Raw genomic sequence first — 15,649 nt, 5'->3', positions numbered from 1 at the left:
TTGTGTATATGGATATGCACAGTGCTGTGGCCCCCGACGCTCCGCTGGTCCAGGTCGGCAAGGCCGACGTCAGCGCGGAGGACGTGCTGGCCGTCGCCCGGGGCAACGCCCGGGTCGAGATCGGTCCCGACGCGCTCGCCGAGATGGCGGCCGCCCGCGCGCGGATCGACGCCCTCGCGGCCGAGCCGCGCCCCGTCTACGGCGTGTCGACCGGCTTCGGCGCCCTCGCCGTCCGGCACATCAGCCCCGAGCTGCGCGCCCAGCTCCAGCGCTCGCTGGTGCGCTCGCACGCGGCCGGCATGGGGCCGGCGGTCGAGCGCGAGGTGGTCCGCGCGCTGATGTTCCTGCGGATGAAGACGCTGGCCTCCGGCCGCACCGGCGTACGGCCGCTGGTCGCGCAGACCATGGCCGCCCTGCTCAACGCGGGCATCACCCCCGTCGTCCGGGAGTTCGGCTCGCTCGGCTGCTCCGGCGACCTCGCGCCGCTGTCGCACTGCGCGCTGGTGCTGATGGGCGAGGGCACCGCCACCGGCCCGGACGGGGTGGAGAAGCCCGTCGCCGAACTGCTCGCCGCCGCCGGGATCGAGCCGGTCGAACTGCTGGAGAAGGAGGGCCTGGCCCTCATCAACGGCACCGACGGCATGCTCGGCATGCTGGTGATGGCCATCGCCGACCTGCAGCGGCTGTTCACCACCGCCGACATCACCGCCGCGATGACCCTGGAGGCGCTGCTCGGCACCGACAAGGTGCTCGCCCCCGAGCTGCACGCCCCGATCCGCCCGCACCCGGGCCAGGCGCTGAGCGCCGCCAACATGCTGGCGGTACTGAAGGACTCCGGCCTCACCGGCCATCACCAGGACGACGCCCCGCGGGTCCAGGACGCGTACTCGATCCGCTGCGCCCCGCAGGTCGCCGGGGCCGGCCGGGACACCCTGGCGCACGCCCAGCTGGTCGCCTCGCGCGAGCTGGCCGCCTCGGTGGACAACCCGGTGGTGCTGCCGGACGGCCGGGTCGAGTCCAACGGCAACTTCCACGGCGCCCCGGTCGCGTACGTGCTGGACTTCCTCGCCATCGCCGCCGCCGACCTCGGCTCGATCGCCGAGCGCCGCACCGACCGGCTGCTGGACAAGGCCCGCTCGCACGGCCTGCCCGCGTTCCTGGCCGACGACCCGGGCGTGGACTCCGGTCTGATGATCGCCCAGTACACCCAGGCCGCGCTGGTCAGCGAGAACAAGCGGCTCGCCGTGCCCGCCTCGGTCGACTCGATCCCGTCCTCCGCGATGCAGGAGGACCACGTGTCGATGGGCTGGTCGGCCGCCCGCAAGCTGCGCCAGTCGGTGGAGAACCTGGGCCGGATCCTCGCCGTCGAACTGACCGCCGCCGCCCGCGCGCTGGAGATCCGGCAGCAGGCCGACGGGGAGGTCAAGCTGGCGCCGGCCACCGCGGCCGCGCTGGCCGCCGCCCGCGAGGCGGGGGTCGGCGGCGCCGGCCGGGACCGCTTCCTCTCGCCGGACCTGGAGTCCGCCGCCGTGCTGGTCGCCTCCGGCGAGCTGGTGCGGGCGGTGGAGCGGGTCACCGGGCCGCTGGCCTGAGGCGTTCGTCTGTGTTGAAGGCGTCCGCGTCGGAGTCGTCCGGGGCGCGGGGCGACCGGGATTCAGTCCCAGTCGCTCCGCGGCCGGCGCTCCTCGCGGTCGCGGCGGTTGCCCAGCGCGGCGGCGAAGTTGACCCCGACGATGCCCGCCCAGCAGGCCAGCAGGCCGGCGAAGCCGCCGCTCTCGGGGCTGCTCGCGATCGCGGTCAGCGGGATGCCCAGGGCCAGCGAGATCACCGCCAGCCGGTTGCCGGCCCGGCCGGGGGTCCACCCGCCACGGCGGGGGCGGCCCCGGTCGCGGTCCCGGTAGTCGCGGTCCCGGTAGGAGGGCGCGTAGTCGTCCACCCGCTCGGCCAGCGCGCGGTCCACCCGGGTGTCCAGACGGGAGTCGAGCCGCTTCAGGAAGGAGTCGACGAGTTCGTCCTCGTACTCCTTGCCGAGTTCCTTGCGGGCTTGCAGGGTGGCGTCGAGCTCGCGCCGCAGGTCGTCCTGGCGAGTGTCCATGGCAACAGCGTGAGGCCGCCGTGGGGCCCGGTCCATCCGTTCGCGGGGGGAATCCGGGCGGGCTCAGGGACAAATCAGGGTTACCCCGAGCCGGGCCCTGCGGCCGGCCCGCGTCAGGGCCCCCGTCCGATCCGCGGGACGTCTCATGGGGCGTCCCGCCGTACGAGACGTTTTTGCCAGTGGCGGCGCGCTGCTGCACAGTCGTCGTCCGAACTGCTCGCATCCGGAGGTACCAGATGACCGCCACCGACGAGGCCGGCGCCGTCGGCCCCTCCGCCCGGCTGCTCCAGTTGTTCGAAGGCCACCGGCTGACGCCCACCCAGCGCCGGATCGCGCACTCGCTGGTCCGGCACGCCAGTGAGGCGCCGTTCCTGTCCAGCGTCGAGGTCGCCGAACTCGCCGGGGTCAGCCAACCCTCCGTCACCCGCTTCGCGGTCGCGCTCGGGTACGACGGCTACCCGGCGCTGCGCAAGCAGCTGCGCGAACTCGGCGCCGGCGAGGCGGGGGCCCCGGAGAGCCCGGACGACGCGGTGCGCAACGAGCACCAGCAGGCCGTCCTCGCCGAGATCGAGCACCTGCGCCACCTCGCCGACCTGCTCGCCGACCCCGAGCCGATCAGCCGGGCCGCCCGACTGCTCGCCGCCTCCCGCCCGCTGCCGGTGCTCGGCCTGCGGGCCGCCTCGGCGCAGGCGCGAGGCTTCGCGTACTTCGCCGCCAAGGTGCACCCGGACATCCGGCTGCTGGACGAGGGCGGCAGCATGCTCGCCGACCGGCTGGAACAGGCCACCGCGGCCGGGGCCACCGCGCTGCTGTGCTTCGCGCTGCCGCGCTACCCGCGGGAGCTGATGGACGCCCTGGCGGTGGCCCGGGAGTGCGGGCTCACCGTGCTCACCGTGGCCGACAGCGCCTTCTCGCCGGTCGCCAAGCTCTCCGACCTGATGCTGCCGGCCGCCGTCGGCACCGGGCTGGTCTTCGACACCGCGTGCGCGCCGATGATGCTCGGCCGGGTGCTGCTGCAGAGCATGTGCGACGAACTTCCGGGCGCGGAGGCCCGGTTGGAGGCGATCGAGCAGTCGGCGGCCGCCCGGGGGCTCTTCTTGGAGTAGGCACGGCCTGGAGTAGGCGCAGCTTGGAGCGGTGACGGGGGAGTACCCGTCACGAACCCGGGCATCCCCTACAGCAGGGGGTGCCGCCCATGCGCGTGATCCACGAGATGAAGTTCGTCGCCCGCCTGGTCTCGGGCGCTGACGAATGGTCCTGCCCCACCTGCGGGCGCCGCGTCACCCTGCGGCGCCTGCCCGAACCCGAACTGACCGTCCTCGACCCGGGCGACGAGTCCGCCGTCCACGTCGGCGTGATCGAGCCCGACGCCCGCGCCGCCGCGGCCGCCGAACAGTACGGCCTCGGCCCCGTCCAGAACATCCCCCGCCCGCCGTCCCCACCCGCCCCCGACGCCGCCGACCGCCGCTGGCTCGCCGAGATCGGCATCGACTGGGACGGCCCCGCCGCGGCCTGACGGGGCCCGCCCCCGCCCGGACCCGTTCCGGCTCCGCCGGACGGGTGCTTCGGCGTGCCTGGGAGCCGGTTCCGGCCATGGCTGTTCCGATGGATTCCGGGTCTGGTCGAGGGCTGAATGTTTGGATATATTCAGCCGAACCAAGCTTGAATGAATCCATCCGCAGGGAGGCCGGGACATGGTGCAGCAGCAGGCGAGCGGGCCGCGCGAGGTGCGTGCGGCGCGCGGGACGGGGCTCACGACGCAGGGGTGGCAGCAGGAGGCCGCCCTGCGGATGCTGATGAACAACCTCGACCCCGAGGTGGCCGAGCACCCGTCGAAGCTGGTGGTGTACGGCGGCACCGGCAAGGCGGCGCGGGACTGGCGCTCCTTCGACGCCATGGTGAGGACGCTGCAGGGGCTGAAGCAGGACGAGACCATGCTGGTCCAGTCCGGGCGGCCGGTCGGCGTCATGCAGACCCACGAGTGGGCGCCGCGCGTGCTGATCGCCAACTCCAACCTGGTCGGCGACTGGGCCAACTGGGAGGAGTTCCGCCGGCTGGAGAGCCTCGGGCTCACCATGTACGGCCAGATGACCGCCGGTTCCTGGATCTACATCGGCACCCAGGGCATCCTCCAGGGCACCTACGAGACCTTCGCGGCCGTCGCCAACAAGCGCTTCAACGGGACGCTGGAGGGCACCATCACCCTCACCGCCGGCCTCGGCGGCATGGGCGGCGCCCAGCCGCTGGCCGTCACCATGAACGGCGGCGTGGCGATCTGTATCGACTGCGACCCGTCCCGGATCGCCCGCCGGATCGAGCACCGCTACCTGGACGTCGAGGCCAAGGACCTCCCGCACGCGCTGGAGCTCGCCACCGCCGCCCGCGACAAGCGGCAGCCGCTCTCCATCGGGGTGCTGGGCAACGCCGCCGAGCTGGTCCCGCAGCTGCTCGCGATGGACGCGCCGATCGACATCGTCACCGACCAGACCAGCGCCCACGACCCGCTCAGCTACCTGCCGGTCGGCGTCGCCTTCGACGACATGGCCGACTACGCGGCCGCCAAGCCCGCCGAGTTCACCCAGCGCTCGCGCGAGTCGATGGCCAGGCACGTCGAGGCGATGGTCGGCTTCCTGGACCGCGGCGCCGAGGTCTTCGACTACGGCAACTCGATCCGCGGCGAGGCCCAACTGGCGGGCTACGAGCGCGCCTTCGCCTTCCCCGGCTTCGTCCCGGCGTACATCCGCCCGCTGTTCTGCGAGGGCAAGGGCCCGTTCCGCTGGGCCGCGCTGTCCGGTGACCCGCAGGACATCCACAAGACCGACAAGGCCGTCCTCGACCTCTTCCCGGAGAACGAGTCGCTGGCCCGCTGGATCCGGCTGGCCCAGGAGAAGGTGCACTTCCAGGGCCTGCCCGCGCGCATCTGCTGGCTCGGCTACGGCGAGCGCGACAAGGCCGGCGAGCGCTTCAACGACATGGTCGCCTCCGGCGAGCTGTCCGCGCCGATCGTGATCGGCCGCGACCACCTGGACTGCGGTTCGGTGGCCTCCCCGTACCGGGAGACCGAGGCGATGCTGGACGGCTCGGACGCGATCGCCGACTGGCCGCTGCTCAACGCCATGGTCAACGTGGCCTCCGGCGCCTCCTGGGTGTCCATCCACCACGGCGGCGGCGTCGGCATCGGCCGCTCGATCCACGCCGGTCAGGTCACCGTCGCCGACGGCACCGCGCTGGCCGGGGAGAAGATCCGCCGGGTGCTCACCAACGACCCGGGCATGGGCGTCATCCGGCACGTGGACGCCGGGTACGACCGCGCCGCCGAGGTCGCCGCCGAGCGTGGCGTCCGCGTCCCCATGGGTGAGCTGTGACGTCGACGTTCCACGAGATGTGGGCGGAGCTGCTCCCCGTGGGCCGCTCCGCCTCCTCCGGCGGCTACCGCCGCTTCGCCTGGAACTCCGCCGACGCCGAGTGCCGCGCCTGGTTCGAGCAGCAGGCCCGCGACCGCGGCCTGACGTACGAGCTGGACCGCAACGGCAACCAGTGGGCCTGGCTGGGCGATCCCACCGCGAAGGGGGCGGTCGTCACCGGCTCGCACCTGGACTCCGTCCCGGACGGCGGCGCCTTCGACGGCCCGCTCGGTGTGGTCTCCTCCTTCGCGGCGCTGGACGAACTCCGCGCCAGGGGAGCCGGGTTCACCCGCCCGCTGGCGATCGTCAACTTCGGCGACGAGGAGGGCGCCCGGTTCGGCGTGGCCTGCATCGGCTCCCGGCTGACCGCCGGGGTGCTGTCGCCGGAGCAGGCGTACGCGCTGCGCGACGCCGACGGCGTCCGGCTGCCCGACGCGATGGAGCGGGCGGGCTACGACCCGACCGCGATCGGCGCGGACGAGGAGCGGCTGGCCCGGATCGGCGCCTTCGTCGAACTCCACGTCGAGCAGGGCCGCCACCTCGCCGAGGGGCAGCCGGTCGGCGTGGCCGGGGCGATCTGGCCGCACGGCCGTTGGCGGTTCGACTTCCACGGCGAGGCCAACCACGCCGGCACGACCCGGATCGAGGATCGCCGCGACCCGATGCTGACCTACGCCAACACCGTGCTCGCCGCCCGCAAGAAGGCGAAGCAGGCGGGCGCGCTGGCCACCTTCGGCAAGGTCGCGGTCGAGCCCAACGGCACCAACGCGATCGCCTCGCTGGTGCGCGGCTGGCTCGACTCCCGGGCCGCCGACGAGCGCACCCTCACCGGGCTGGTCGCCGAGATCGAGCGGGCCGCCGCCGAGCGCGGCGAGCGCGACGGCGTCCGGGTCGAGCTGACCCGAGAGTCCTACACCCCGGTGGTGGACTTCGACGGCCCGCTGCGCGACCGGCTCGCCAAGCTGCTCGACGCCCCGGTGCTGCCCACCGGCGCGGGACACGACGCCGGGATCCTGGCGTCCGCGATCCCGACCGCCATGCTGTTCGTGCGCAACCCCACCGGCGTGTCGCACTCCCCGGCCGAGTACGCCGAGGAGGCCGACTGCCTGGCCGGGGTCGCCGCCCTCGCCGACGTACTGGAGGACCTGGCGTGTCAGTGACCGCAGTGAGCTACTGGGCGCAGTACGCCTGGCTGCCGCACGCCGCCGGGCCGGTGGTCGAGCGGGACGTGCTGATCGCCACCGGCCCCGACGGCCGGATCGCCGCGGTGACGCCGGACAGCGGGCCCTGCCCGCCCGGCGCCGTCCGGCTCGACGGGCTGCTGCTGCCCGGCCAGGCCAACGCCCACTCGCACGCCTTCCACCGGGCGCTGCGCGGGTACGTGCAGGTCGGCTCCGGCACCTTCTGGACCTGGCGCGACACCATGTACCGCTTCGCCGGCGAGCTCGACCCGGACGCCTACCTGGAGCTCGCCACCGCCGTCTACGCCGAGATGGCGCTGGCCGGGATCACCGCCGTCGGTGAGTTCCACTACCTGCACCACGCGCCCGGCGGTGCCCGCTACACCGACCCGAACGCGATGGGCGAGGCGCTGATCGAGGCCGCCGCCCGGGCCGGCATCCGGATCACCCTGCTGGACACCTGCTACCTGTCCTCGGGCTTCGGCGCCGAGCCGACCGAGCCGCAGCTGCGGTTCAGCGACGGCGACTCCGAGGCCTGGGCGGAGCGGGTGGACGCGCTCAAGCCGCGCGAGCACGCCCGGATCGGCGCCGCCATCCACTCCGTCCGGGCCGTTCCGGCAGAGCAGCTGGGCACCGTCGCGCACTGGGCGGCGATGCGCGGGGCGCCGCTGCACGTCCACCTGTCCGAGCAGACCGCCGAGAACGACGCCTGCCTCGCCGCGCACGGCGTCACCCCGACCCGGCTGCTCGCCGACCACGGCGCGCTCGGCCCGCGCACCTCGGCCGTGCACGCCACCCACCTCACCGACGAGGACATCCGGCTCCTCGCGGACTCCTCCACCACGATCTGCATGTGCCCCACCACCGAACGGGACCTCGCGGACGGCATCGGTCCGGCCCGTACGCTCGCCTCGGCGGGCTCCCCGATCAGCCTGGGCAGCGACAGCCACGCGGTGATCGACCCGTTCGAGGAGGCCCGCGCGCTGGAGCTGGACGAGCGGCTGCGGACGCGCACCCGCGGCCACTGGACGGCGAACGCGCTGCTGCGGGCCGGCACCGAGGACGGGCACGCCTCGCTGGGCTGGCCCGAGGCCGGGCGGATCGAGGCCGGGGCGCTCGCCGACTTCACGGTGATCGCGCTGGACACCGTTCGCACCGCCGGCCCGCCGCCCCGGCTCGGCGCCGAGATCGCGGTCTTCGCGGCCTCGGCGGCGGACGTGCGGCACCTGGTGGTCGGCGGTCGGCACATCGTCCGGGACGGCGTGCACCAGCTGGTGGCCGACGTGCCGGGGGCGCTGAGCGCCTCGATCGGCGCGCTGAACCACTGACCACCGTTCAACTCCCATCGGAAGGCCTTGTCTTGAGCACCAGGACCACCTTGATCACGGGCATCGGCAGCCTGGTCACCAACGACCCGGGGCACGGCGCCGGGCCGCTCGGCCTGCTGACCGACGCGGCCGTGGTGGTCGACGGCGGCACCGTCGCCTGGGTCGGCCCGGCGGCGCAGGCCCCGGCCGCGGACGAGCGCTACGACGCCGCGGGCCGGGCGCTGCTGCCCGGCTTCGTCGACTCGCACGCCCACCTGGTGTTCGCGGGCGACCGCACCGCCGAGTTCAACGCCCGGATGTCCGGGCAGTCGTACACGGCGGGCGGCATCCGGACCACGGTGGCCGCCACCCGGGCCGCCACGGACGCCGAACTGGAGGCGAACCTCGCCGGGTTCGTCCGGGAGGCGCTGCGGCAGGGCACCACCACCATCGAGTGCAAGTCCGGCTACGGGCTGACGGTCGAGGACGAGGCCCGGGCGCTGCGGATCGCCGAGCGGCACACCCCGGAGACCACCTACCTGGGCGCACACGTGGTCGCCCCCGAGTACGCCGAGGACCCGGCCGGCTACGTCGACCTGGTCACCGGCGAGATGCTGGACGCCTGCGCACCGCACGCCCGGTGGGTGGACGTGTTCTGCGAACAGGGCGCCTTCGACGGCGATCAGGCGCGGGCGATCCTGACCGCCGGCATCGAGCGCGGCCTCACCCCCCGGGTGCACGCCAACCAGCTCACGTACGGGCCGGGCGTGCAGCTCGCCGTCGAGCTGGGGGCCGCCTCGGCCGACCACTGCACCCACCTGACGGACGAGGACGTGGCGGCGCTGGCCGGCTCGGACACCGTCGCCACGCTGCTGCCGGGCGCGGAGTTCTCCACCCGCGCCGACTACCCGAGCGGCCGCCGGCTGCTGGACGCGGGCGCGGTGGTGGCGCTGTCCACCGACTGCAACCCGGGCTCCAGCTTCACGAGTTCGATGGCGTTCTGCATCGCGGTCGCGGTCCGGGAGATGGGGATGACGCCGGACGAGGCGGTCTGGGCCGCCACCGCCGGAGGCGCGCGCGCCCTGCGGCGCACCGACGTCGGGACGGTCACGGTGGGCGCCCGGGCGGACCTGCTGCTGCTGGACGCGCCCTCGCACGTCCACCTGGCCTACCGCCCGGGCGTGCCGCTGACGGCGGCGGTCTGGCGGGCGGGCGTCCGCGAACTCTGAGACGCGGACCGTCGAGGCCCTCGCCCTGGGTGGGCGAGGGCCTTCGCGTGTCTCTAGCTCAAGTCGTCGATGTCCTCAGACTTTTGCATCCTGAGGGTCGCGACCACACCGAGGCCCACCGTGACGATGGCGGCGCCGACGAAGAAGCTCACCGGTCCCGCTCGTGCTCACGCTCCAGGTCGGTGAGCAGGTGGAGGAGGTTGACGAGGGTGCTGAGCGGCGCGTTGCCGAAGTCGACGAGGATGTGGCCGGTGAGGGTGGTCTCACCGGGGGAGGCGGAGCCCCAGAGGAGGCCGTGGGGGAGGCCGCGTCGGTGCAACTCGCCGAGAAGCAGCGTGATTTGCTGCGCGTTGTAATCGCGCATGTCGGGGTCCCCGGGCGTGATGGGCGGGCGGATCACGCGACGGAGTCCAGCTCGTACCAGACGGACTTGCCGCGCTTCTGCGGGTCGACGCCCCACCGGTGGGTGAGGCCCTGGACGAGCTGGAGACCTCGGCCCGATTCGGCGAGGTCGGAGGGGGTGCGGGGTTCGGGGAGGGCGTCGCTCTCGTCGGAGACCTCGACGTGGAGCGTGATGCCGAGGAGGGAGAAGTAGACGACGGGGGAGGTGGTGTTGCCGTGCCGCCACGCGTTGACGATCAGTTCGGCGAGGGCGAGTTCGGCGTTGAAGATGGTGTCGGGGTTCCAGCCGTTGCGGGTGAGGGCGTTCCGCAGGGCCTGGCGGGAGAGGGTGAGGGAGGGGGAGTTACGGGTGCACACGGGAACCTCCGTGAGGCTGTGAGGGGGAGGAGATGCGACGGATGCGTCGCCGTGAGCCAGGTCGCGAACGACTGCTCTGCGGCGCGCGGGGCAGCAGGCGCCTACTGCCCGGTGTGCAGGCATTACTGACGATCCGTCGGATCGATCTGAGAGCGACGATAGCGCACCGACCCTTAAAGTTAATTCGATTCGGAGAAGGTTCCCCCTCAAGAGGGACAAGCGCCGTCGAACCCGGATGGCCTCACTCGCGACCGGCGCGGCACACTGGCCTCTGTACCAGCAGAGAGGACGCCATGGCTCTTCGGATCCCCACCCTTCGTCAGCGACGGCTCGGTGCCGAACTTCGGAGGATGAGAGAGCAAACCGGCTTCGGCGGTAGCCACCTTGCGCGTCTGCTCGGGGTGACTCCCGCCCTGGTGACTCAGATGGAGAACGGGAAGTCGGCCGTCAACGAGGACCGCCTCCGTGAGATCGCGGAGGCCTGCCTGTGTACCAACACGCCGCTGATCGAAGCGCTCGCTGACATGACGCGGGAGCGGGAGACCGGCTGGTGGGAGGAGTACAGCCGGAGCCTGACCACCGACCTGCTCGATGTTGCAGCGATCGAAGCTCATGCTCGTCGCATCTCCACCTACTCGATCACGTTCCTTCCTGGGCTACTCCAGACTCCGGCCTACGCCGCTTCGGTGTTCGCCCGTGCTATCCCGCCGCTGCCGCAGCCCGACGTCGATCTCCGACTGGCCTTCCGTCTGCGGAGGCAGCAGATCGTCCGGAACGGTGACACCCCCTACACGGCGTACGTCCACGAAGCCGCACTCCGCATGCAGTTCAGCGGTCCGAAGGCGCTTGCCGAGCAACTCGGCGCCCTCATCGACCATTCCGAGAGCCCAGGCATCTCGGTCCGAGTCGTGCCGTTTAAGATCGAATCGCTGCCTGGCCCCAGCGAGAACTTCGTCTACATCGCGGGTCCGGTGCCTGAACTGGACACCGTACAGATCGACATCAGCTTTGGGTGCCCACTCTTCGACACGCCCTCCGACCTGGAAAGTTACCGCGAGATCCTTGACCGGATGGCGGCCGTGGCCCTCTCGGAAGATGACTCACGAGACTTCATCGGATCCATCAAGAAGGAGATAGAGGGCGATGAATAGCCCTGCATGGCAGAAGTCCAGCTACTCCGGCTCCAGCAACGCATGCGTTGAGGTGCGGGTCGCCGACGGGGGCATCGAACTGCGCGAGTCCGACGAGGGCGAGGTCATCGTCCGCACCACGTCCCTCAAGTTCGCCGCGTTCCTCCAAGGCGCCAAGTCCGGCGAGTTCGACCACCTCGCCACCGACGCCTGAGTGCATCGAAGTGGCCAGGGCCCGCCCCCGGTGGACCACCGGGGGCGGGCCAACCACTCGTCACCGGCGCGCGCTCTGTCAGCCGAGGTAGGGGATCTCCCAGCGCTCCAGGAAGTGATTCGCCGAGATCCCTCGTCCCGCCCGGCAGCGCGTACAGCCCGTTGTCACTTCGCCGCTGGAGCAGGATGCGCCCTTCGGTATCCGTCACCACAGCGGATGCTGCCACCACCAGCCGGTTCGGCTCGGGCGCGTCGGGATCGTCGTAGAATTCGGTCCGTGCCACGTCATCAATTCTCCTCGGCCGGTGGTGGCTCCGGTGGCCCCTCACTACTTGGCAGCAGCGGGTGCTTGGTGCGGCGAGGGCGTCAGATGTCAATCAGGGTGGATGGCGCAATGTCGAACGCCCAGTTGCGCAGTATGTTGACCAATTCTGCCCACAGTCCGGTGAACAGCATGAGGCCGACGAGGATCAGCATTCCGCCGCCGATGCTCATGACATGTCGATAGTGCTGCTTCACCCAACCGAACGCACCGAGTGCCTTGCGGAATGCCACCGCTGCGGCGATGAACGGAACCCCTAGGCCTACGCAGTAGCAAGCGCCGAGTATTGCCCCCCTCAACGGATCGCCCCCGCTAAGGGACAGCGTCTGCACTGCTCCCAAGGTGGGTCCTATACAGGGTGTCCAACCGATGCCGAAGACCACCCCGAGAAGCGGGGCCCCGATGAGACCGACGGTCGGCTTGCGATGGCTTCGGAATTCGCGCCCTGTAAAGCCAGGAAGCCAGCCGGCGAACGCCAATCCCATCAGGATGGTCAGTAGCCCGGACCCACGCTCGATGAGACGCTGATGGCTTTGCAGGGTGAGACCGAAGTATCCGAAGAGTGCACCCTCTGATACGAACACGGCCGTGAAACCGAGAATGAAGAGTGTTGCTCCCAGCAGGACACGCCCACGGCGCTTTCCTTCCGCATTTGCGAGGTCGACGGCAGAGAAGCCCGTGACGTAGGAGAGGTATCCGGGGACGAGAGGCAGGACGCAGGGCGAGAAGAACGAGACCAGGCCTCCCAGGAGAGCTACCGGGACTGCCAGGACGAGCGCGCCTTGGAGAACAGTCGGATTTGCGTCGGCAGCAAGGATCGTATGAACGGCTGCGGTCACGGGTTGCCCCCCGTCTGGAGCGCGGCGAGCGTCTCCGTCTGGCCGAGTGCAGGCGGAGGCGGAGGCGGAGCGGAGAACGATCTACCGCTGATGCTCTCGGCGAGGGGGGAGGCGCTGCTACCGCCCTTGACGGTGAGAGTGGCCTTGGTCTCCACGGGTAAGGGGCGGACACACCGTGCTATCGCCATTGGCCTAGCTGTTGGAGGGGTGTGCATGCAAAGAGCTTGGCACAGGCGATCTTTGCTGCCTCACTGGCCCTGCCGGCTCGCGGTGTCTGCCTCATGGGCCCCACGGTCCCGTGATTGAGTGCCCGACAACTGGGTGAGGGACCGGGACAGCGGTGCGACCCATAGAGCCCCCCGCGCTCGCACCCAGCCACTTCGCAGCACTGCGCCCCGTCGGGCTGATGACGTACTCGGCGGTCCTCACAGCGGGGTCGATCTGGAGGGTCGTGATGCCGACCGGCGTGTGGTCCTCAGCGGTGACCACCTCGAACTCGGTGATGCGTTGATCGGCGTGTAGTCGCCAGTGTGCTCAGGTTCTCCGACCGGCAGGCCGTGAACGTCGCAGATCCAGGCGTGCAGCCGTATCAGGTCGGTGGCAACCCCATGCCGCCAGGCACCCCCACGTCCGCCGATCGCGAGCAGGAGGGAAGCCGCGGTGGCCTCCTCCAGGGTTTGAAGGCCGGCAAGTTCGACCACCTCACCTTCGACCCTTGAGCGCATGGTTGCCCCGTCGAGCCGGCTCGGCTCGACGGGGTGAAGTGGAGTGGTGGGTCCCCGGCGGCAGTTACAGCGAAGAGCGCTGCGGGACGCCCCTCTGAAGGTTTGCATGCAGGAGAGGCGGCGCTTGCCTGCGCAGGAAGTCGGCCTGCCCGACTTCCTGCGCAGGCAGCCGTGAGCGTGGTCCCCATCAACCGGCGGCTCCTTGCTTCCCGCAAGGAGCCGCCGGGGGACACGCGCCCGGTTCCTCGATCCTGGTCGCAAGGTGAGCAGCGTTGCCGTGCGAGGACGTGATCATTAGTCCAGGACGGGAATAGTGCCCGAACCGTGTGGACAGGCCACGCGCCCCTTCCATACGGTCTCGTCCAGGCGGTCCAACCAGGGCCGAGCTGAAGGGGGTTGACCATGGCTCACCAGCGGCTCACGGGTTCCGGCGTCGGCGACTGCAAGGAGGGAGACTGCCCGAACGTCTACCTCACCGACCGGGGCACTCTCGTCTTCCAGGGGGACCAGTACGCAGAGCTGGCGGTACCGGCACACGAAGGCGCCGTGGAACTGCCCGAGCGCGTCGTAAAGGAGGCCATCCGTGCTCTTGGATGGTGAGGGCTGGCAGAGGGTTCTACACGGCTTCTCGCGGTCGGCGTTCCGGCTTGAGGCCCTGCCCGCGTACAAGGTCGCGGGAGAGGCTGAAGAGATCGAGGAATTCCTGAACGGGTACCGGATCGACCCCGATACCTACACATCCGGCTGGACCGACAGGCTCAGGGCTCATACTGCAGCCGGTCGCACGGTTCAGCGCGTGCACATCGTTACTCGGCCGCTGAGCGACTATCTGCGGTACGAGTTCATGTACTACGCGCCGCATGTCAAGGCCGGCGAGGACATCCGAATTCTCGACCTGACCGGCAGGTCGAACCCAGGCCTTCCGGACCAGGACTTCTGGGCCTTCGACGACTCAACTGTGGTCCTGATGAACTACGAGCCCGACGGAACTCAGATCGACCGCGTGCTTGTCGAGGGTGGCGTCGAGAAATACCGGGAATGGCGACGAGTCGCCGTGGCTGAATCGGTGCCCTTCGTGGACTATGTGGAAGAACACGGGTGGCAATAGACCCGGAAGAGCTGGGCCACAGCAAAAGTGACCTGGCGAAAGCGCTGAGGGAACTACGGGTTCAAGCCGGTCTCGCAGGAGACCGGCTTGCTCGGCGTTGCGGCATGACGCAATCGAAGATCAGTAAGATTGAAACTGGCAGGACCGTCCCGTCCCTGGTGGATGTGGAGCTGATCCTGCGGGCTCTCGAAGTGCCGGCCGAGCTGGCGCGGCAGGTACTTGACCTGGCCCGCGTGGCAAATACCGAGTGGCAGGACATCCGCACCCTGAGAAAGAAGGGATTGGAGAAGAAGCAATCCGAGCTTGCGGCACTCGACCAGTCTTCTACCGAGATCCGCTACCTCCTGATCTCGATGCTGAATACGTTGCTTGCCACGCCTGAATACGTGCGGGCGAGCCTTGCCCATGTGCCGGGGGACACCACCAGGGCCGTAATGAAGAAGTTGGAACGCCAGACCGTCGTGTACGACGAGTCGAAGACCTTCACCTTCATACTGACCGAGCAGGCCGTCAGGTGGGCACTCCTGCCGCCTCGGGCCATGGTGATGCAGATCGAACGACTCGTTTCTGTTTCCAGGCTCCCGAACGTCCGACTCGGCGTGATTCCACTCGGGAAGCACATCCCGGAGAGTCCACTGAACACCTTTACGGTGTACGACAGCAGTCTTGCCACTGTCGAGACAGAGACCGGGATCATCACGCTTCGGGACCGGCGGGATATTGAAGCATACCGGGATGCATTCGCCATGTACGAAGGGTATGCATTGTTCGGCGAACAGGCCCGAGAGAAGCTGGCTGAATGGTCGGCGCTCTTCCTTCGTGATCTTTAGTCACCAGCGGGAATAATCACCTTTCCCTCTCCCGCTCGCCTTAATCTGGACTTGTCGCCCTACGGCTGCGTTCTCGGCGGCACCAGCACCTCCACTGGCACCGTCCCGATTGGTCTGATAATCGCGGATTTGGCGTCGGCGGTGCTGGTTGCGGGATCGCGGGGCCCCCGCAAGAGCGGCGCGCGGGGCCCGACTAACGAGGGGGCGAAACCATGAAGAAGATCGCTGTGAAGCTCTGGCGGATCATCCATGGTCCGATGCAGTGGCGCCCCCACAAGTTCCTCCCCGTTCGGGGAGGTTGCTCCATCCATCCAGTGAAGGGAGATCGCAATGCCCGTGATCACCAGCGACACCGAGAGCACCGAGGCGAGCGAGGTCGTGACGCTCGACGAGAGCGCTGCGGACGCCATCCGGGGCAACGTCCGGGCGTTCCTGGGCGAGGACAACACCTCGATGATGGGCGGCTGGACCAACTGACGTCCGGCCTGAGTGCCTGAAGTGGTCGCG

General features: G+C 70.3%; 18 protein-coding genes and 1 pseudogene. 13 read left to right on the top strand and 6 right to left on the bottom strand.

The window, feature by feature from the left end:
- Positions 1 to 14: 14 nt before the first annotated feature.
- The gene (gene hutH, locus RZ50_RS15795; RefSeq protein WP_374199925.1) at positions 15 to 1,592 is read left to right on the top strand and encodes a histidine ammonia-lyase; all 1,578 of its coding nucleotides are present in this window, start codon (positions 15 to 17) and stop codon (positions 1,590 to 1,592) included.
- Positions 1,593 to 1,654: 62 nt separating this feature from the next.
- On the opposite strand, the gene RZ50_RS15790 is transcribed toward hutH, so the two are convergent.
- The gene (locus RZ50_RS15790; RefSeq protein WP_196948266.1) at positions 1,655 to 2,095 is read right to left on the bottom strand and encodes a hypothetical protein; all 441 of its coding nucleotides are present in this window, start codon (positions 2,093 to 2,095) and stop codon (positions 1,655 to 1,657) included.
- 236 nt (positions 2,096 to 2,331) lie between these two features.
- On the opposite strand from RZ50_RS15790, the gene RZ50_RS15785 reads away from it, so the two are divergent.
- The 6 genes from RZ50_RS15785 (at position 2,332) to hutI (ending at position 9,216) form a co-directional block, all read left to right on the top strand.
- On the top strand, positions 2,332 to 3,201 hold the full coding sequence (locus RZ50_RS15785) for a MurR/RpiR family transcriptional regulator (protein ID WP_196948267.1): 870 nt from the start codon (positions 2,332 to 2,334) through the stop codon (positions 3,199 to 3,201).
- Positions 3,202 to 3,290: 89 nt separating this feature from the next.
- Positions 3,291 to 3,611: a hypothetical protein gene (locus tag RZ50_RS15780; RefSeq protein ID WP_196948268.1), complete on the top strand. Its 321-nt coding sequence runs from the start codon at positions 3,291 to 3,293 to the stop codon at positions 3,609 to 3,611.
- Between the two features lie 178 nt (positions 3,612 to 3,789).
- Positions 3,790 to 5,460: a urocanate hydratase gene (gene hutU, locus RZ50_RS15775; protein WP_196948269.1), complete on the top strand. Its 1,671-nt coding sequence runs from the start codon at positions 3,790 to 3,792 to the stop codon at positions 5,458 to 5,460.
- 17 nt (positions 5,461 to 5,477) lie between these two features.
- Positions 5,478 to 6,659, top strand: a complete 1,182-nt coding sequence (locus tag RZ50_RS15770; RefSeq protein ID WP_196948298.1) for an allantoate amidohydrolase — start codon at positions 5,478 to 5,480, stop codon at positions 6,657 to 6,659.
- Positions 6,656 to 8,008 carry a formimidoylglutamate deiminase gene (locus RZ50_RS15765; protein ID WP_374199949.1) on the top strand — a complete coding sequence of 451 codons (1,353 nt, stop codon included), beginning with the start codon at positions 6,656 to 6,658 and terminating at the stop codon, positions 8,006 to 8,008. Before RZ50_RS15770 ends, RZ50_RS15765 begins: the two co-directional genes overlap by 4 nt.
- Positions 8,009 to 8,040: 32 nt before the next feature.
- Entirely contained in the window at positions 8,041 to 9,216 is a 1,176-nt protein-coding gene (gene hutI, locus RZ50_RS15760; protein ID WP_196948271.1) for an imidazolonepropionase, read from the top strand.
- Between the two features lie 148 nt (positions 9,217 to 9,364).
- Here hutI and RZ50_RS15755 read toward each other — a convergent pair whose 3' ends face one another.
- Together RZ50_RS15755 and RZ50_RS15750 are read right to left on the bottom strand one after the other, a co-directional pair.
- The gene (locus RZ50_RS15755; RefSeq protein WP_196948272.1) at positions 9,365 to 9,580 is read right to left on the bottom strand and encodes a hypothetical protein; all 216 of its coding nucleotides are present in this window, start codon (positions 9,578 to 9,580) and stop codon (positions 9,365 to 9,367) included.
- Between the two features lie 32 nt (positions 9,581 to 9,612).
- Positions 9,613 to 9,975, bottom strand: a complete 363-nt coding sequence (locus RZ50_RS15750; RefSeq protein ID WP_196948273.1) for an ATP-binding protein — start codon at positions 9,973 to 9,975, stop codon at positions 9,613 to 9,615.
- A 32-nt stretch (positions 9,976 to 10,007) separates the two neighbouring features.
- Between RZ50_RS15750 and RZ50_RS15745 the strand changes: the two genes are divergently transcribed.
- Together RZ50_RS15745 and RZ50_RS15740 are read left to right on the top strand one after the other, a co-directional pair.
- On the top strand, positions 10,008 to 11,126 hold the full coding sequence (locus tag RZ50_RS15745; protein WP_308271648.1) for a helix-turn-helix transcriptional regulator: 1,119 nt from the start codon (positions 10,008 to 10,010) through the stop codon (positions 11,124 to 11,126).
- Entirely contained in the window at positions 11,119 to 11,319 is a 201-nt protein-coding gene (locus RZ50_RS15740; RefSeq protein WP_196948275.1) for a DUF397 domain-containing protein, read from the top strand. Before RZ50_RS15745 ends, RZ50_RS15740 begins: the two co-directional genes overlap by 8 nt.
- Positions 11,320 to 11,425: 106 nt before the next feature.
- Here the strand turns inward: RZ50_RS15740 and RZ50_RS15735 are convergent.
- The 3 genes and pseudogenes from RZ50_RS15735 to RZ50_RS15725 all read right to left on the bottom strand — a co-directional run.
- Positions 11,426 to 11,602, bottom strand: a pseudogene (locus RZ50_RS15735) (NUDIX domain-containing protein); the annotation flags it as partial.
- 82 nt (positions 11,603 to 11,684) lie between these two features.
- The gene (locus tag RZ50_RS15730; protein WP_196948276.1) at positions 11,685 to 12,479 is read right to left on the bottom strand and encodes a cytochrome c biogenesis protein CcdA; all 795 of its coding nucleotides are present in this window, start codon (positions 12,477 to 12,479) and stop codon (positions 11,685 to 11,687) included.
- Positions 12,480 to 12,904: 425 nt separating this feature from the next.
- Complete coding sequence (locus tag RZ50_RS15725) at positions 12,905 to 13,204, bottom strand: lasso peptide biosynthesis B2 protein (RefSeq protein WP_254802508.1); 300 nt, start codon at positions 13,202 to 13,204, stop codon at positions 12,905 to 12,907.
- 402 nt (positions 13,205 to 13,606) lie between these two features.
- Between RZ50_RS15725 and RZ50_RS15720 the strand changes: the two genes are divergently transcribed.
- From RZ50_RS15720 to RZ50_RS15705, 4 genes are all read left to right on the top strand, one after another.
- Complete coding sequence (locus tag RZ50_RS15720; RefSeq protein WP_196948278.1) at positions 13,607 to 13,804, top strand: hypothetical protein; 198 nt, start codon at positions 13,607 to 13,609, stop codon at positions 13,802 to 13,804.
- Positions 13,788 to 14,312 carry a DUF6879 family protein gene (locus RZ50_RS15715; protein WP_196948279.1) on the top strand — a complete coding sequence of 175 codons (525 nt, stop codon included), beginning with the start codon at positions 13,788 to 13,790 and terminating at the stop codon, positions 14,310 to 14,312. Before RZ50_RS15720 ends, RZ50_RS15715 begins: the two co-directional genes overlap by 17 nt.
- On the top strand, positions 14,303 to 15,142 hold the full coding sequence (locus RZ50_RS15710) for a helix-turn-helix transcriptional regulator (protein WP_196948280.1): 840 nt from the start codon (positions 14,303 to 14,305) through the stop codon (positions 15,140 to 15,142). Before RZ50_RS15715 ends, RZ50_RS15710 begins: the two co-directional genes overlap by 10 nt.
- A 330-nt stretch (positions 15,143 to 15,472) precedes the next feature.
- Positions 15,473 to 15,619, top strand: coding sequence for a hypothetical protein (locus tag RZ50_RS15705; protein ID WP_196948281.1), 147 nt, complete (start codon positions 15,473 to 15,475; stop codon positions 15,617 to 15,619).
- The last annotated feature ends 30 nt before the right edge of the window (positions 15,620 to 15,649 follow it).

Source organism: Kitasatospora sp. SUK 42 (genome assembly GCF_015776785.2).
Taxonomy (GTDB): domain Bacteria; phylum Actinomycetota; class Actinomycetes; order Streptomycetales; family Streptomycetaceae; genus Kitasatospora.
This window is presented reverse-complemented; position numbering and strand designations above follow the sequence as displayed.